The organism is Leeuwenhoekiella sp. A2 (assembly GCF_047946655.1).
GTDB lineage: Bacteria > Bacteroidota > Bacteroidia > Flavobacteriales > Flavobacteriaceae > Leeuwenhoekiella.
This window is the reverse complement of the sequence record NZ_CP172311.1, coordinates 3,224,532-3,239,390: the sequence shown is the minus strand read 5'-3', so window position 1 is coordinate 3,239,390 and position 14,859 is coordinate 3,224,532. Positions and strand designations below refer to the sequence as shown.

Genomic DNA, 14,859 nt, shown 5'->3' with positions numbered 1-14,859 from the left:
GATTTTCTATGTTTTTATGCAGGTTTGATTCTGCTTAATCTTTGGTGTACACTTTATTTTCCTGTTCTGCCACGCGTATAAAAGTGGTACGCTTAGTAAGTTCTTTTAAACGGGCTGCGCCTACGTATGTGCAAGTGCTGCGAATACCACCCAGAATATCCTGAAGCGTATTCTCTACATCACCACGATAAGGAACCTCTACCGTTTTCCCTTCGCTTGCTCTGTATTCTGCAACTCCGCCCACGTGCTTTTCCATCGCGGTAGCAGAACTCATACCGTAAAACTGTTTATATGCTTTACCGTCACGTTCTACATATTCCCCGCCACTTTCGGTATGACCGGCAAGCATCCCGCCCAACATCACAAAATCTGCTCCTGCGCCAAAGGCTTTTGCCACATCACCGGGTGTTGTGCAGCCACCGTCACTAATAATTTGACCGCCCAGGCCATGAGCAGCATCTGCACATTCTACGATCGCAGAAAGTTGAGGATAACCCACACCTGTCTTAACGCGTGTAGTACACACAGAACCGGGACCTATGCCCACTTTAATAATATCAGCGCCAGCTAGAAGTAGCTCTTCTACCATTTCGCCGGTAACTACATTGCCCGCAATGATCACCTTTTGAGGATGTTGTTTTCTGGTTTTCTTTACAAAATTCACAAAATGCTCAGAATAGCCGTTAGCCACATCTATACAAATGAACTTTAATTGTGGATTAGCATCAAAAATCGCTACAAGTTTTTCAGAATCCTGAGATCCTGTGCCCGTGCTTATGGCAATGTAATCTTCTATACCCGCTTTCGCGTTAGCTAAAAAAACATTCCAGTCTGTTACAGAATAATGCTTATGAATGGCTGTAAACAAGCCTTGTTGTGACAGCGCATTTGCCATCTCAAAAGTACCTACAGTATCCATATTTGCGGCCATTATAGGTACACCGCTCCACTTTGTATTACTATGCAGAAATGTAAATTCCCGTTCCAGTTTTACCTGCGAGCGGCTTTTAAGAGTTGAGCGTTTAGGTCTTATCATAACGTCTTTAAAACCCAACTTTATATCATATTCTATCCTCATTTTTATCTTGTATCATGTTGCTTTCAAAAATACACGTTCCCTCAACAATGTCACGCTTTTTAGCGAAAGATTTTACCGTGTTTTCGGTCGATTTTTAGCCAGAATAACCCGATATTTCAGCATTAAATAATCAGTAGTAATGAAAAAACACATGCTAATTCTTATAGCGATCTTATCATTGATGAGCTGTGACACCAGAGATTGTGATGATATGAGCTGTTTTACTCCACCGCCTGTATTTTTATTTAAAATAGTAGATAAGGCCAGCGGTGAAAACCTGTATACTAACGGTACTTTGAACAGCGATGATATTAAGATTACTGATAAAAATGGTAAGCAATTGCAGTATACATTCATCACCGAAAACAATGTTAATCTATTACAAGCCGATGAATTTGGTTGGGATAGTAATATAAGCACATACTATATAGATCCCGGTAATGGAATTAAGATCGATATCGCTCTTAACTCTCAAATGAAAAATGAAAATTGCTGTTCATTTTATGAAATTAGTGATTTTTCGGTTCTTAATTATTCTTATACAGTAGAAAACTCAACAGGGATTATCATTGTAGAAATCCCAGCACAAACTTAAATTAACCTTTACAAAATGAAATACATAGTACTACTTTTCACTGCATTTTTATTAAGCTGCAACTCAAATTCTACAGAAAATGATACAGCAAAAAATGAAGCTGAAAACCCAATAGAGGGACAAACCCCTGCGGTAAATTCCGTAGTTCAGGAACACGGCGCGCTGCACATAGAAGGAACTAAAATTCTGGATAAAAACAATGAAGTGGTTCAATTGCGTGGCATGTCTCTTTTCTGGAGCCAGTGGATTGGCAAATATTACAATGCCAGCGCAATAAAATGGCTAAAAGAAGACTGGCAGTGTACGGTAGTTCGCGCCGCAATGGCAGTAGATTTTGATGGTTATCTTACAAATCCTGAGGCAGAAAAAGCAAAAGTAATGGCTGTGATAGATGCAGCGATCGAGCAAGGCATTTATGTGATCATAGACTGGCACGATCATGAAGCGCAAAATCACGTTGATGAAGCTAAAAAGTTCTTTGGCGAGATGGCAAAAAAGTATGGTGATTACCCTAATGTGATCTATGAGACTTTTAATGAGCCACTTGATGTATCGTGGGCGGAAGTTTTAAAACCATACCACGAGACGGTAATTGCAGAAATACGTAAATATGATCCTGATAATATAATCGTATGTGGTACGCGCAATTGGTCGCAAAATGTAGATGAAGTTATCGATAATAAAATTGATGATCCTAATGTGGCATACACCCTGCATTATTACGCAGCTACTCACAAACAATGGCTTAGAGACATAGCGAGCAAAGCGCTTGAGAATGAAGTTCCGCTTTTTGTAACAGAATTTGGTACGACACAGGCTTCTGGAGATGAAGAAATTGATGAAGCAGAATCTAAAATATGGTGGCAATATCTGGACGATCATAACATCTCGTGGTGCAACTGGTCTATTGCAGATAAAGAAGAACTGGCTGCAGCTTTAAAACCGGGTGCCGCAGCAGAAGGCGGCTGGCCAGATTCAGAAATTACAACTTCAGGAAAATTAGTGCGGGAAGAATTAAAATTAAAGAACAAGAAATATTGATAAATCAGGAACTCACAGTTAATAAATGGTTTCGCCTGGCGCACTTAATAATAGACACAATTGCATGGCTGGCTCTTACTTTCATATTCAGTTTAATACTAGACCTTTTTATTCGTACTAAGAATATTGACATAATAAACGGCGGACTTATTCTTTGCATATTTGGTTCTTTTATAATCTATTATGTGGTTATGGAATTTAAGTTTCAACGTACTCTGGGCAAATTTTTAACCAAAACAAAAGTTGTAACTCAAACCGGTTCTAAACCATCATTAAATGATATTTTTATAAGAACACTTTGTAGATTCATTCCGTTTGACAGAACTTCGTTTATAGTAGTCAAAGATGGATTTCACGACCGGTTATCAAAAACGACAGTCATTAAAGAAAACTTCAATTAGAAAAACATGGCAATTAAAGCAATTCATCATATCGCGATCATCTGCACAGATTACGAGGTTTCAAAAAGATTCTATACAGAAGTTTTGGGGTTTTCGGTTTTAAAAGAGACCTATCGTGCTGCACGAGATTCTTTTAAACTCGATTTAGGCTTGGGTGAAAATTATGTGATAGAATTGTTTTCATTTCCAGATACTCCGCCGCGTCTATCCAGACCAGAAGCGAGCGGTTTAAGACATTTAGCATTCGCTGTAGATAATATTGAAAGTGAAATTGACGCTCTAGCGAAAAAAGGTATACAAACAGAAGACGTGCGTATAGATGAGATCACAGGTAAGAAATTTACCTTTTTTACAGACCCTGATAATTTGCCGCTTGAGTTCTATGAGATTTAACTAAAACACGATTTAGTATGGAAGACATGGCTTTAGAAAAATTGAGATATCCTGTTGGTAAATTTGTGAAACCAGTCACAATTACCGCTCAGGAAATAGACAAATGGATTTTTGAGATCGAGTCCTTTCCATTAAAGTTGAAATTGGCTGTGAACGATCTTTCTGAAGAAGAATTGCAATGGCAATACAGATCAGGAAGCTGGACGATAAAGCAACTTATTCATCACTGTGCAGACAGCCACATGAATAGTTTTATTCGGTTTAAACTTTCGCTAACGGAAGATTCTCCCATTATTAAGCCCTATTTAGAGGATAAATGGGCACAATTAGCCGATTCTTCATTAGCAGATACAAGTCTTTCACTAAAAATAATTGAAGGCTTGCACCAGCGCTGGGCTATACTTTTAAAATCTTTGGCAACGGAAGAACTCAACAGAGCATTTGTGCATCCTGAACATGGCAAACATTTTTCACTAAAAGAAAACATTGGTATTTATGCCTGGCATTGTAGTCACCATCTCGGGCACATAAAATTAGCTATTCAGGCAAAAGGTGCGGTACAAAATAATAAGTTTGATCAATGACAGATAATGTAAATAGTCTTCCAGAAGTTTGGTTAAGAGGTAAGTTACCAGAAATTCCTGCTTTGCTACAACCAGCAGCCCACGCGCTAAAACAAGCGGTAGAAGATATGTATAAATATACTGCAGATTTCCCCCCTGAACTTTTATGGGAAAAACCTGCAGGAAGAGCTTCTGTAGGATTTCATTTGCAGCATTTAACTGGTGTTTTAGACCGTATGCTTACTTATGCAGCTGGTGAAAATTTATCTGAAAATCAATTTGATTACCTTAAAAAAGAAGGCAAAATTGTTGATGTTTCAGTAGACCAACTAGTAGATGCTTTCGCGGAAAAAGTAAAAGAAGCTTTAGCGAAATTCAAAACAGTACCTGAAGCAATTCTTATGGAAGAAAGAACTGTTGGTCGGATAAAGCTTCCGTCAACCGTTATTGGTCTTTTATTTCATGCTGCAGAGCATAGCCAGCGCCACATTGGCCAAATGCTGGTCACAATTAGCGTTGTAAAAAATCGGTGATTTTATGCCAAAAACCGGGCTCTAACCGGTAAAAAACGATTAATACTCTGTTTTTTCCTCTTTCTGGCTCCATTTCGTGAAAACGGGAACAGCCTCTTCTCTAAGTACTTTGTAGAAAGGAATTTGTCTATCGTCCATATCTTTTGCGATCTCATCATAAATAAACTGATCGTCAAAATCTATAGCTGCGGCATCCTCCCTATTTGCGCCATAGAATACCTTATCTGGTCTTGCCCAGTAAATTGCACCCAGACACATGGGGCATGGTTCACAAGAAGTATAAATTACACATCCATCCAGCTGAAACGATTTTAAGGCCTCACAAGCACTACGTATAGCAGTTACCTCTGCGTGAGCAGTAGGATCGTTAGTAGAAGTTACTTTGTTATAACCTTCTGCTATTACTTTGCCGTCTTTAACTACAATTGCACCAAAAGGGCCTCCTGCGCCTTTATCCATTCCTTCTTCTGCAAGAGCGATTGCACGGCGCATAAATATTTTATCCTGTTCTGTCATATCCATTTTTCAACGGGTAAATATAAGAATTGTGCTTCAAGGTATATCTTAATTCACATGTTATAAAAACACAGTAAAAATCGAGTGTTTTCGTACTTTCACCTGTAAGTATTTGCAAATATGATAATTAGATGTAATTATTCTTGTAAAAAATTTCTCAGACCTTAAATTTTTTTATATTTTTAACACAAGTCAAATATGGATCCCTATACCATATAATAATTGTCTATATACTAGCTAATCCCTCCGCATAGCTTATAAGAGTATCACGTTTTGTCGATAATCTGTCTATTTAATTTGCACTTATAAAAAAGTGCTAACAGCCAGACTTATGTCTAATTAAAACCTAACCAATATGAAACCAATTTTACTATTATTTACTGTACTAACCGCGAGTCTATCTTTTGCTCAACTACCAGAAGTTGAGTGGTATGAAGAATATGAAGACGAAAGAAGTAATGAGTTAAAAGTTACATTACAGACCTCAGATGGGGGATTTATTTTAGGCGGGTCTTCATTCCCTGTTGGGAATAACTCCCGTAATAGAAATGAAGATTTTTTTATAATAAAAATTAATGCTCTGGGCAAATTAGAATGGAAAAACACATATGGAGGTGACGGTACTGATATCTTAAGTGAAATAGTTATTTCTCCAGATGGCGGATATCTTCTTGGTGGTACTTCTAATAGCAACAAATCTGGTGATAAATCACAAAATAGTAATGATAGTTTTGATTATTGGCTAATAAAAGTAGATGGTAATGGTATAAAATTATGGGATACTACTTTAGGCAACCAATATGATGAAAGCATGGAAAATTTAAGTAAGGCTCAAGGAGGATATTATATAGACGGTTCTTATGGCTACCACGAGGGTTATTTTGAATATTCTAATTATGAGGTTGACGAGACCATCAAGCTTAACTATGATGGTACAATAGTAGAATCCAGCAAATATACTTATGAAACGGATAATCTTTCAAATGCAGTTACTGGATATTCAATATTTACCTCAGACGGGGGATTATTAAGAATTCAAAGAATTGATTATGATTACTCTACACCGCGTAATTATTTGACAAAGACTGATATGAATGGAAAAAAAATATGGGAAAAAAGCTTAGGAGATAAGTATTTAGATATACAAGTCTATCGAGCTGCACAATCTACTAACGGCAATTATTTAATCACAGGTACACATAAATATTATGGTAGCGAGGCACATCCTTGGATCGCAGAACTGGATGCTAATGGAGAATTCATCTGGCAAAAAATATATACTGACAAACCTAATATGCACATACTACAGATATTAGCCACTAGAGATGGAAGTTATCTATTATTAAATGGTTCCGAAATTTTAAAAATTGGTTTAAATGGTATTATAGAATGGGAGAATAAACTTCCCATTAAAACTGAATTTTATGCTTTGCATGTATTTGAAATTAATGGTCAATATCTATTATCTGGTGAGTCTAGAGCTGAATCTAACAATGACAATACCAATTTCTGGACCCTAAAATTAAATCTAAACGGGCCAGCAACTGATATTCTTTATTTCTCTGTTAGTGAACAACTTAAATCTGCTAAGATTGATTACAATAATTCACATGTCACTTTTGAAGTTGATTCTAAAGTTGATTTAAAAAATATAACTCCCAATATTATAATACCAAAGAATTCTACAATTGATCCTCCTCTTGGCACAGCAAGAGATTTTAGCACAAATGAATTAAACTATACAGTAGCCTCAAAAAATGGTGAGAAAAAAATATGGAGTATAGAAGCAAAAAAAATATTAATAGAATACTGCGTTCCTATTGAAACAGATACACCTGCAGAAATCACGGAGATGAAGGTAGAAGTTGGTTCTATAAATAATTTTGCTGATGTTTCTTATGGAGATTTTACCAGTATCTCCAGTGATTTGTTGAGAGGTGAAATAATACCTATAAAGATCACAAGTCCCAAATTTATAAATGAATGGGGTTACAGCAGCCAAAAATCGTATGCAGTCTATATTGATTATAATCATGATAAAAAATTTTCTAGCAGTGAGGAAATGATTTTTGAAAAAAGTAAAGACGCTGAGATTACTACAGGTTCTTTTATCATTCCTGAGGATGTGAAAGAGGGAAATACCAGAATGCGAGTCATTCTTGATTATTCGCCATATGCTTGCGATCTGAATGATATTGTCCATGATTATACTGTATTTATAAAGAAAAATAATTCATTGCCATATTCTGATAAAAATGAGCTAAAGATTAACTTTCAGGATACTGAAACTACGGCACCTCTAGGATATTTCAAAGACTTCGGTGAAGCTTTCGCAAATAGAAATAATGGGTACACCTATGGTTGGATGGAAAAGGATAGGTCTGTACCAATCAGTTTAGTCATGAACGGTCGAAATCGGGGTTTAGATGATTTAAATGTTGTCAAAAACACGCTTCTACATATGCAATATGGAGATGTTAATGGACCCAATGGCAGCAAAAAAGAAGGTGTTTGGGAAATGGAAGTAGTAAATGGAGATTATCTAGTAAGTATAGGAGCAGGGGATGCGGCAATAGATGGTCCGGGAACTACACCTTCTCATACAATTAATGTGGAAGACTTTAATCTCATTAATAATTTTCAACCCAAAGCAAATTTCGGAGAAGAAAATAGATTTATTTCGGCTCAAAAAGCGGTACGGGTAAGTGATGGTAAATTATCAATTGACGCTGATGGAGGTTTTAATACAAAGATTAATTATCTTACTCTAAATCCCGCACCTAAACCTATATATATTAATTTTTCAAGGGCAGAAGATACCGCCCCTGTTGGTTACCTCAAAGATTCAGGACTACCCTTTGCTCCAAAAAACAATGGCTATTCATATGGTTGGTTAAATGCGGAAGATGGTTTACCTGTTAATATCTCCCAGAATGCAAGAAATAGAAATGCCTATAACGCAAATCTGCTGCAAAACACTTTTATACACATGCAATATGGCGATACAGGTGGCACAAATGGAGTACCAATAGATGCTCTTTGGGAATTAGAGGTGCCTAATGGCGCGTACAAGATAAAGGTGGGTATAGGAGACCCGTATATGCATTGGTATAATTATGACTCATCACACACTATTAATATTGAAGGAGTAAGCGTTATCGATAATTATCGCTTTTTTGAAGATATCATGAAGATTGACTATGCTAGCGGTTCTGCTCAGATACAAGTCTATGATGGTAAATTAACCATTGATGCAATTGGAGGTACTAATACTAAACTAAATTTTATAGAGATAATACCACTGGACTACAGACCTGTGAGTTACTCGCAAAAACTTTTAATAAATGAAAACATAGAACCAGGCAATATTATTGGTTCTGTTAATATTCCAGGAATTGACCTTAGCACATTCACCTACGAACTTCTCAATAACTCTGATTTATCTACTTTTGAAGTTAATCCATTACAAGGTAAAATAAAAGTATTGGATGAATTAAATTATGATACGACACCAGAATATTTTTTAAAAATATTGACTACAAACGGTATTATAGAATACGAATTGTATCTCAATATTCAGGTAAAACCAGAAAATTATGGTGATCTTAAAGTGAACTTTTCAACCGCTGATGATCTTCCTCCAGAAGGATATTTGAAAGATTCTGGTCATGCCTTTGCAGACCGGCTTAATGATTACTCTTATGGCTGGATCTCCGCTTCAAGCGAAATGCCTATTAACCTTTCGACAAACACCCGAAACCGAAACTTAGTCAATGCTAGTCCACTTCAGAATACGATCATACACATGCAATATCAGGATGTGGCAGGAGCTAACGGAACCCCGGAAGAAGGTAAATGGGAAGTAGAAATACCTAACGGTGAATACGAAGTTACAATTGGTGCAGGTGATGGCGGTATGGATGGTCCCGGTACAATACCTTCTCACACGATAAATGCAGAAGGCGTAACCTTAATTACTGATTTCATTCCTTCCGGTGGATCTGGCACATCTACCCGATTTACAACTGCTACAGCTACTATTACCGTAAGCGACGGTAAATTAACCATCGATGCTGAAGGCGGATTTAATACTAAAATTGATTATATCGATATAAAACCAGTCGTAACTGCTGAAAAATCGATAATTGAAGGGCAAAAACTGGCTGTAAATGGCATAAAATCGAACATAGATTCTATCAGTTTGTATCCTAACCCCGTTTCTTCAAATCTTAATTTTCAGTGGACAGGTAATTCTACTATTGAAGAAATTGCCATTTATGACATGAAAGGCTTACAGATCAAAAACTATAAACCTGAAAGCAGTAATTCAAAAAGAATGACAATTCCTGTTTATCAACTGCAAACCGGTGTTTATCTGCTTAATGTTAAAAGTACAGATGGAGAAGTCTTTAAAGAACGCTTTATTGTAAAATAAATAGCAAACCATCAATTTTAAGAAAGGGAGACACAATGTCTCCCTTTTATTTTATGTATACTTTCTAAATAGAACTTTTAGACTTTTTTAATAAATAATCATCATCTTTCAAGTAATATTATCCTCACAAAACAACAGATTCTCTTGCCAAAGCATGAAATACCATTACATTTTCTACATTCTGTTATTCTTTTCAATTTTCGCAAAAGCGCAAGAAAAGAAAGTTGATCACAAAAACCAGCAATGGCTGGCTTACTATAACCAACTCGAACTTTCTAAAAACTGGAGCATAAATAGCGATTTTCAGTATCGCTGGGAAGATTTTTTTAGTCATCACACACAATACCTGGTAAGATCACAGGCAACTTATAAAATAGCTGATGCTCTTGAGACAGGTGCCGGGTTGGGAATTTCGGGTTCTTATGAAGATGAGTCATTATCTAAAATGGAGTACAGACCTTTTCAGGAAATTCAGTTAAAAAGTGCACTGTTAACTCTGGCTCTAGACCATAGATTACGTGTTGAAGAACGCTTTTTTGAAGATAGGATTACAAATGATAATTCGTTCAATATGCGCTTTCGGTACAGACTTCAGCTTACCATACCTGTATTCAAAATTTCATCAAATCCTGATAAAACTTTAGATCTAATTATGGCAGATGAAATTTTCCTAAATGCTGGTCATAATATTACTTATGATGTTTTTGATCAAAACCGAATTTTGCTTTCCGCATCAACGCCATTAAACAAGAAGGTAGATATCTCACTCACGTATAACAATCAATTTGCCGCAAAAAATAGTCCGGCCAGCTATACCAGAACCCATATTTTCTGGCTAAGCATCAAACACAAAATTGATATTTCTAAAAATACATCCCCATGAAAGTGAGACATATTCATTTAGTTTGTTTGTTATTTTCAGCAGTATTTCTGGGCTGCAAAGATCATTCTGCAAAAAAGATCACCATCGCTACGGCAGCAAATATGCAATTTGCTATGAAAGCGCTTACCGCGAAATTTTACGAAGAAAGTGGCATTGACTGCGAAGTAATTGTTAGTTCGTCAGGTAAACTTACAGCGCAGATAAAAGAAGGAGCTCCGTATGATATTTTTGTTTCAGCAGATGAAAAATATCCCTTAAATCTGGCAAAAAATGGCTTTACAGCTCAAAAACCTCAAATTTACGCCTACGGCAACCTGGTTCTCTGGTCTCTAAAAACCGACCTAAAACCAACCATTATCGCACTTTCTGACCCTAAAATCGTACATATCGCACTGGCAAATCCTAAGACCGCGCCTTACGGAGTAGCAGCTATTGAAACCTTGAAAAATTCTAATCTGTATGATCAGGTCGAAAACAAACTGGTTTTTGGCGAAAGCATTTCTCAAACCAATCAATTTATAATTTCGGGAGCTGCAGAAGTAGGTTTTACAGCAAAATCTGTGGTGCTTTCCCCCGCTATGAAAAATAAAGGTAGCTGGAGCGAGATCGACTCTTCCCTCTACTCGCCTATCGCGCAGGCTGCTGTTTTATTAAAAAGTGCCACAAATAATAACGAAGCAAAGCAATTCTATGATTTTTTATTTTCGCTTAAAGCGAAAACCATTCTTGAAAATTTTGGATACCTTGTTCCTGAAAAATGAACATTCTAACAGGCAAAATAACTAATCTTGAAGTAAACGGAAGCCTATCGCTGGTAAGCTGTCTGGTTAACGATCTGCTTTTTAAAGCTATCGTCATCGAGACGCCTGCTACTGCTTCTTATTTAAAAAAAGAGAATACCATAAAACTACTTTTTAAAGAGACTGAAGTGATTATGGCTACCGGCGATACGTCTAATATCAGTCTGCAAAATAAGATTACAGGCACTGTTATTAATATTGAAAAAGGAAAGTTGCTTAGCCAGATCGTTATAAATTCTGCTGTGGGCACAATCACCTCTGTGATAACTTCTGGCGCTGTGGAGCAATTAAAAATCGAAATAGGAAAAGAAGTGACGGCCATGATCAAAACCAACGAAATTCTACTTTCAGAATGATAGATTGGGCTCCTCTTATTCTCACTTTTAAACTGGCGGTTATTACAACCGCAATTCTGGTTATTATTGGTATCCCTCTGGCATATTGGCTGGCTTTTACTAAAACTAAATTAAAACCTGTACTTGAAACCCTGGTAAGTATGCCGCTGGTTCTGCCGCCAACGGTTTTGGGTTTTTATCTGCTGGTAGCTTTTAGTCCGTCAAATGGTTTTGGCAATTGGTTACACGAGTGGCTGGGCATAAAACTCATTTTCTCTTTTGGCGGTCTTGTTCTGGCATCGGTGATTTATAGTTTGCCTTTTATGATTCAGCCCATTCAGGCGGGACTTGCAGCGCTTCCACCTCATTTAAAAGAAGCAAGTTACACCATGGGGAAATCTCGATTTACCACATTAATGAAGGTTTTAATCCCCAATATAAAACCCGCTTTACTCACCGGTATTGTTCTTTCTTTTGCGCATACCATTGGTGAATTTGGCGTTGTTCTTATGATTGGCGGTAACATTCCGAGGAAAACAAAAGTCGCATCGATCGCCATTTATGATGAAGTTGAAGCTCTCAATTATAGCGTGGCAAACAACTATTCAGTTATACTTTTCGCAATCACATTTATCATTTTGTTATCTGTTTATCTGGTAAACGGCGGCTATTTAAAAAAATGGGGAAAATGATACATATCGATCTACAAAAAACGCTGAAAAGCGCTCATGGCGAAATGCATCTCGATATCAAGATCACTATTGAGAAAGGTCAGTTCGTAACGCTTTATGGTGATTCTGGAGCAGGCAAAACCTCAACCTTTAGAATGATCGCCGGGCTTTTAAAAGCAGACAGCGGAAAAATAAGTGTAAACGAAAAGAAATGGTTTGATGCTGATTCGCGCATCAATTTACCGCCACAAAAAAGAAAAGTAGGCTTTGTTTTTCAGGATTATGCGTTGTTTCCTAATATGACAGTGCGCCAAAATCTGGAATATGCTTTACATAAAAATCAGGATGAAACTATCATCTCGCAGCTCATTGAAACTGCAGAACTTGGTGAACTACAAAATCGAAAACCTGAAACTTTAAGCGGCGGTCAAAAACAACGTGTTGCTCTTGCCAGAGCTTTGGTTCAAAAACCTGAGATTCTTTTGCTTGATGAACCTATGTCTGCCCTTGATAGTAAAATGAGACTCAAACTTCAGGATTATATTTTAAAAGTTCATCGCGATTTTAACCTGACTACGATCCTGATAAGTCATGAGATTGGGGAGATTTTTAAGCTTTCTGAGCAGGTTTTTGTGCTTGAAAATGGGATTATTACGAGTAACGGCTCTCCAGATACCGTTTTTGGCCATAATACGCTAAGTGCGAAATTCAGGTTTACCGGTGAAATTTTAAATATTCAGAAAGAAGAGGTCGTCTACATCCTCACTGTTTTAATAGGAAATAACCTGGTGAAAATTATCGCTCAACAATCTGAAATTAATGCGTTTAATATTGGTGATAAAGTGCTCGTTGCTTCAAAAGCCTTCAACCCGGTGATTCAAAAAATATAGATTTAATCGAAATAAAAGTCTGCCTGCTCAATTACTCCTATCTTTGAGTATTAATTAAATTTGTGTTCTTAAGCTTAAGACAGGCGTCACCCTGAATTTATTTCAGGGTCTTATTGCAATTATTATTACAATTAAATGTGATGCTGAATCAAGTTCAGCATGACCAAGTACTTATTTCGCAAATCAAAATATTATCATAATTATGAATTTAAACCTTGCTGTATTAATTGACGGAGATAATATTCCTTCTGCCTACGTAAAAGAAATGATGGAAGAGATTGCAAAATATGGCAACCCTACCATCAAGCGTATCTACGGTGACTGGACGAAGCCCACACTTACAAAGTGGAAACATTTGCTGCTCGAGAACGCAATTACACCCATACAGCAATACGGTTATACTACTGGCAAGAATGCCACAGATTCTGCCATGATCATAGATGCGATGGATATTCTGTATTCTGAAAAAGTAAATGGTTTTTGTCTTGTATCTAGTGATAGTGATTTCACACGTTTAGCGACCAGATTGCGCGAGGCGGGGATGCAGGTTTATGGCATTGGCGAAAAGAAAACTCCTAACCCGTTTATCGTTGCCTGTGATAAATTTATTTACATCGAAATTTTAAAGAATAAAACAGACGAAGAAGATTCTGAAACCTCATCTGATAAATCTGAGGCGCATTCTGGTATTGATAAAATGACCCAAAAGGAGATAAAGCTTATCGCTTCTACCATTTCTGATGTGGCAGATGACGATGGCTGGGCTTTCTTAGGTGATGTAGGAAGTTTATTGCAAAAAAAGCAACCTAATTTTGACTCTCGTAACTATGGTTTTCAAAAATTGACTCCGCTTATTAAATCAATCAAAGATTTTGAGATCGAGCAACGTGAAGGAGCCAGAAAAAGATCAAAACTAATCTACGTAAGAATCAAAGAAAAATCGGGTAAAAAGCAGTAAAAATTGGCTTTTTAAGGCTAATTTTTATCTTCAAGCAGCGGGACAAATCTGAAGTTTCCGTACTCTTTCTTTTCAAATTTTGTTAAATCTGTACGTACGAAACGTGTCATCACTTGCGTATCTTCCCCTACAGGAATAATAAGCTTCCCTCCTACTTTTAACTGAGCCAATAATGGATTTGGCACATAAGGAGCACCTGCTGTAACTATAATTCCGTCAAAAGGCGCAAACTCTGGCATACCTTTATAACCGTCACCAAAGGTTAGACGTTTTGGCCTATAGCCTAATTTTGCAAGAAAATTCTTGGTTTTTTTAAAGAGCTCGCGTTGTCTTTCTATCGAGTACACTTTAGCTCCCATCTCACAAAGTACAGCAGTTTGATAACCGCTACCTGTGCCAATCTCAAGAATAGCATCTCCTTTTTTAATCTCCAGTAATTCGGTTTGAAAAGCGACCGTATACGGTTGTGAGATTGTCTGGTCTGCTGCGATAGGAAAAGCTTTATCCTGGTAAGCATGATCTTCAAAACTGCTATCCATAAAAAGATGGCGTGGTATTTTGCGTATCGCATCAAGTACCGGTTTGCTGGTAATGCCCTTTTCTTCAACAATTTTGGCTAACAATCTACGCTTTCCCTGATGTCGTGTAGTGTCCCTCATGCCGCTAAAATAGTTAAACTTGATAGCGGGAGTGCAAAACAAATCGTCATTTTTATCAACATACTTTTAAGATAAGATTGTAATTGAGAAATGCTATTTTTGTTTAAA

General features: G+C 37.0%; 16 protein-coding genes. 13 read left to right on the top strand and 3 right to left on the bottom strand.

The genetic code is table 11. The features are described from left to right. Positions 1-34 precede the first annotated feature (34 nt). A complete protein-coding gene (locus ACH3PA_RS14280; protein ID WP_416443019.1) occupies positions 35-1,078 on the bottom strand; it encodes a GMP reductase in 1,044 nt (347 codons plus the stop codon). A gap of 139 nt (positions 1,079-1,217) precedes the next feature. Between ACH3PA_RS14280 and ACH3PA_RS14275 the strand changes: the two genes are divergently transcribed. The 6 genes from ACH3PA_RS14275 to ACH3PA_RS14250 are packed head-to-tail and all read left to right on the top strand — an operon-like array spanning position 1,218 to position 4,604. Further along, positions 1,218-1,673, top strand: a complete 456-nt coding sequence (locus tag ACH3PA_RS14275; RefSeq protein WP_416443021.1) for a hypothetical protein — start codon at positions 1,218-1,220, stop codon at positions 1,671-1,673. A 15-nt stretch (positions 1,674-1,688) separates the two neighbouring features. Then, positions 1,689-2,714: a glycoside hydrolase family 5 protein gene (locus tag ACH3PA_RS14270; RefSeq protein ID WP_416443023.1), complete on the top strand. Its 1,026-nt coding sequence runs from the start codon at positions 1,689-1,691 to the stop codon at positions 2,712-2,714. After that, a complete protein-coding gene (locus ACH3PA_RS14265; protein ID WP_416443025.1) occupies positions 2,711-3,115 on the top strand; it encodes an RDD family protein in 405 nt (134 codons plus the stop codon). Before ACH3PA_RS14270 ends, ACH3PA_RS14265 begins: the two co-directional genes overlap by 4 nt. Positions 3,116-3,121: 6 nt before the next feature. Then, on the top strand, positions 3,122-3,508 hold the full coding sequence (locus ACH3PA_RS14260; RefSeq protein WP_416443027.1) for a VOC family protein: 387 nt from the start codon (positions 3,122-3,124) through the stop codon (positions 3,506-3,508). 17 nt (positions 3,509-3,525) lie between these two features. After that, positions 3,526-4,092: a YfiT family bacillithiol transferase gene (locus ACH3PA_RS14255; protein ID WP_416443029.1), complete on the top strand. Its 567-nt coding sequence runs from the start codon at positions 3,526-3,528 to the stop codon at positions 4,090-4,092. Continuing rightward, the gene (locus ACH3PA_RS14250) at positions 4,089-4,604 is read left to right on the top strand and encodes a DinB family protein (RefSeq protein WP_416443031.1); all 516 of its coding nucleotides are present in this window, start codon (positions 4,089-4,091) and stop codon (positions 4,602-4,604) included. The genes ACH3PA_RS14255 and ACH3PA_RS14250 overlap by 4 nt, the downstream gene beginning before the upstream one ends. Before the next feature lie 39 nt (positions 4,605-4,643). Here the strand turns inward: ACH3PA_RS14250 and ACH3PA_RS14245 are convergent, their stop codons facing one another. After that, entirely contained in the window at positions 4,644-5,120 is a 477-nt protein-coding gene (locus tag ACH3PA_RS14245) for a nucleoside deaminase (RefSeq protein WP_416446730.1), read from the bottom strand. Positions 5,121-5,475: 355 nt separating this feature from the next. Between ACH3PA_RS14245 and ACH3PA_RS14240 the strand changes: the two genes are divergently transcribed. The 7 genes from ACH3PA_RS14240 to ACH3PA_RS14210 all read left to right on the top strand — a co-directional run bounded on the left by ACH3PA_RS14240 (position 5,476) and on the right by ACH3PA_RS14210 (position 14,092). Continuing rightward, positions 5,476-9,555 (top strand): T9SS type A sorting domain-containing protein, encoded by a 4,080-nt coding sequence (locus tag ACH3PA_RS14240; RefSeq protein ID WP_416443033.1) that lies wholly within the window; start codon positions 5,476-5,478, stop codon positions 9,553-9,555. Between the two features lie 154 nt (positions 9,556-9,709). Further along, complete coding sequence (locus ACH3PA_RS14235; protein ID WP_416443035.1) at positions 9,710-10,438, top strand: DUF2490 domain-containing protein; 729 nt, start codon at positions 9,710-9,712, stop codon at positions 10,436-10,438. After that, positions 10,435-11,199 (top strand): molybdate ABC transporter substrate-binding protein, encoded by a 765-nt coding sequence (modA, locus tag ACH3PA_RS14230; RefSeq protein WP_416443037.1) that lies wholly within the window; start codon positions 10,435-10,437, stop codon positions 11,197-11,199. The genes ACH3PA_RS14235 and modA overlap by 4 nt, the downstream gene beginning before the upstream one ends. After that, the gene (locus ACH3PA_RS14225) at positions 11,196-11,594 is read left to right on the top strand and encodes a TOBE domain-containing protein (RefSeq protein WP_416443039.1); all 399 of its coding nucleotides are present in this window, start codon (positions 11,196-11,198) and stop codon (positions 11,592-11,594) included. Before modA ends, ACH3PA_RS14225 begins: the two co-directional genes overlap by 4 nt. Beyond that, a complete protein-coding gene (modB, locus tag ACH3PA_RS14220) occupies positions 11,594-12,265 on the top strand; it encodes a molybdate ABC transporter permease subunit (protein WP_416446732.1) in 672 nt (223 codons plus the stop codon). Before ACH3PA_RS14225 ends, modB begins: the two co-directional genes overlap by 1 nt. Further along, positions 12,262-13,134, top strand: coding sequence for a sulfate/molybdate ABC transporter ATP-binding protein (locus tag ACH3PA_RS14215; RefSeq protein ID WP_416443041.1), 873 nt, complete (start codon positions 12,262-12,264; stop codon positions 13,132-13,134). Before modB ends, ACH3PA_RS14215 begins: the two co-directional genes overlap by 4 nt. 202 nt (positions 13,135-13,336) lie before the next feature. After that, positions 13,337-14,092: an NYN domain-containing protein gene (locus ACH3PA_RS14210; protein WP_416443043.1), complete on the top strand. Its 756-nt coding sequence runs from the start codon at positions 13,337-13,339 to the stop codon at positions 14,090-14,092. A gap of 17 nt (positions 14,093-14,109) precedes the next feature. Here the strand turns inward: ACH3PA_RS14210 and ACH3PA_RS14205 are convergent, their stop codons facing one another. Next, the gene (locus ACH3PA_RS14205) at positions 14,110-14,751 is read right to left on the bottom strand and encodes a protein-L-isoaspartate(D-aspartate) O-methyltransferase (protein ID WP_416443045.1); all 642 of its coding nucleotides are present in this window, start codon (positions 14,749-14,751) and stop codon (positions 14,110-14,112) included. Between the last annotated feature and the right edge of the window lie 108 nt (positions 14,752-14,859).

Coding starts and splice junctions, on each gene's coding strand:
- ACH3PA_RS14250 (WP_416443031.1), top strand. CDS start 4,089: ATGACAGATAATGTAAATAGTCTTCCAGAAGTTTGGTTAAGAGGTAAG.
- ACH3PA_RS14255 (WP_416443029.1), top strand. CDS start 3,526: ATGGAAGACATGGCTTTAGAAAAATTGAGATATCCTGTTGGTAAATTT.
- ACH3PA_RS14260 (WP_416443027.1), top strand. CDS start 3,122: ATGGCAATTAAAGCAATTCATCATATCGCGATCATCTGCACAGATTAC.
- ACH3PA_RS14215 (WP_416443041.1), top strand. CDS start 12,262: ATGATACATATCGATCTACAAAAAACGCTGAAAAGCGCTCATGGCGAA.
- ACH3PA_RS14270 (WP_416443023.1), top strand. CDS start 1,689: ATGAAATACATAGTACTACTTTTCACTGCATTTTTATTAAGCTGCAAC.
- ACH3PA_RS14275 (WP_416443021.1), top strand. CDS start 1,218: ATGAAAAAACACATGCTAATTCTTATAGCGATCTTATCATTGATGAGC.
- ACH3PA_RS14235 (WP_416443035.1), top strand. CDS start 9,710: ATGAAATACCATTACATTTTCTACATTCTGTTATTCTTTTCAATTTTC.
- ACH3PA_RS14240 (WP_416443033.1), top strand. CDS start 5,476: ATGAAACCAATTTTACTATTATTTACTGTACTAACCGCGAGTCTATCT.
- ACH3PA_RS14280 (WP_416443019.1), bottom strand. CDS start 1,078: ATGAGGATAGAATATGATATAAAGTTGGGTTTTAAAGACGTTATGATA.
- modA (WP_416443037.1), top strand. CDS start 10,435: ATGAAAGTGAGACATATTCATTTAGTTTGTTTGTTATTTTCAGCAGTA.
- ACH3PA_RS14205 (WP_416443045.1), bottom strand. CDS start 14,751: ATGAGGGACACTACACGACATCAGGGAAAGCGTAGATTGTTAGCCAAA.
- ACH3PA_RS14210 (WP_416443043.1), top strand. CDS start 13,337: ATGAATTTAAACCTTGCTGTATTAATTGACGGAGATAATATTCCTTCT.
- ACH3PA_RS14225 (WP_416443039.1), top strand. CDS start 11,196: ATGAACATTCTAACAGGCAAAATAACTAATCTTGAAGTAAACGGAAGC.
- ACH3PA_RS14245 (WP_416446730.1), bottom strand. CDS start 5,120: ATGACAGAACAGGATAAAATATTTATGCGCCGTGCAATCGCTCTTGCA.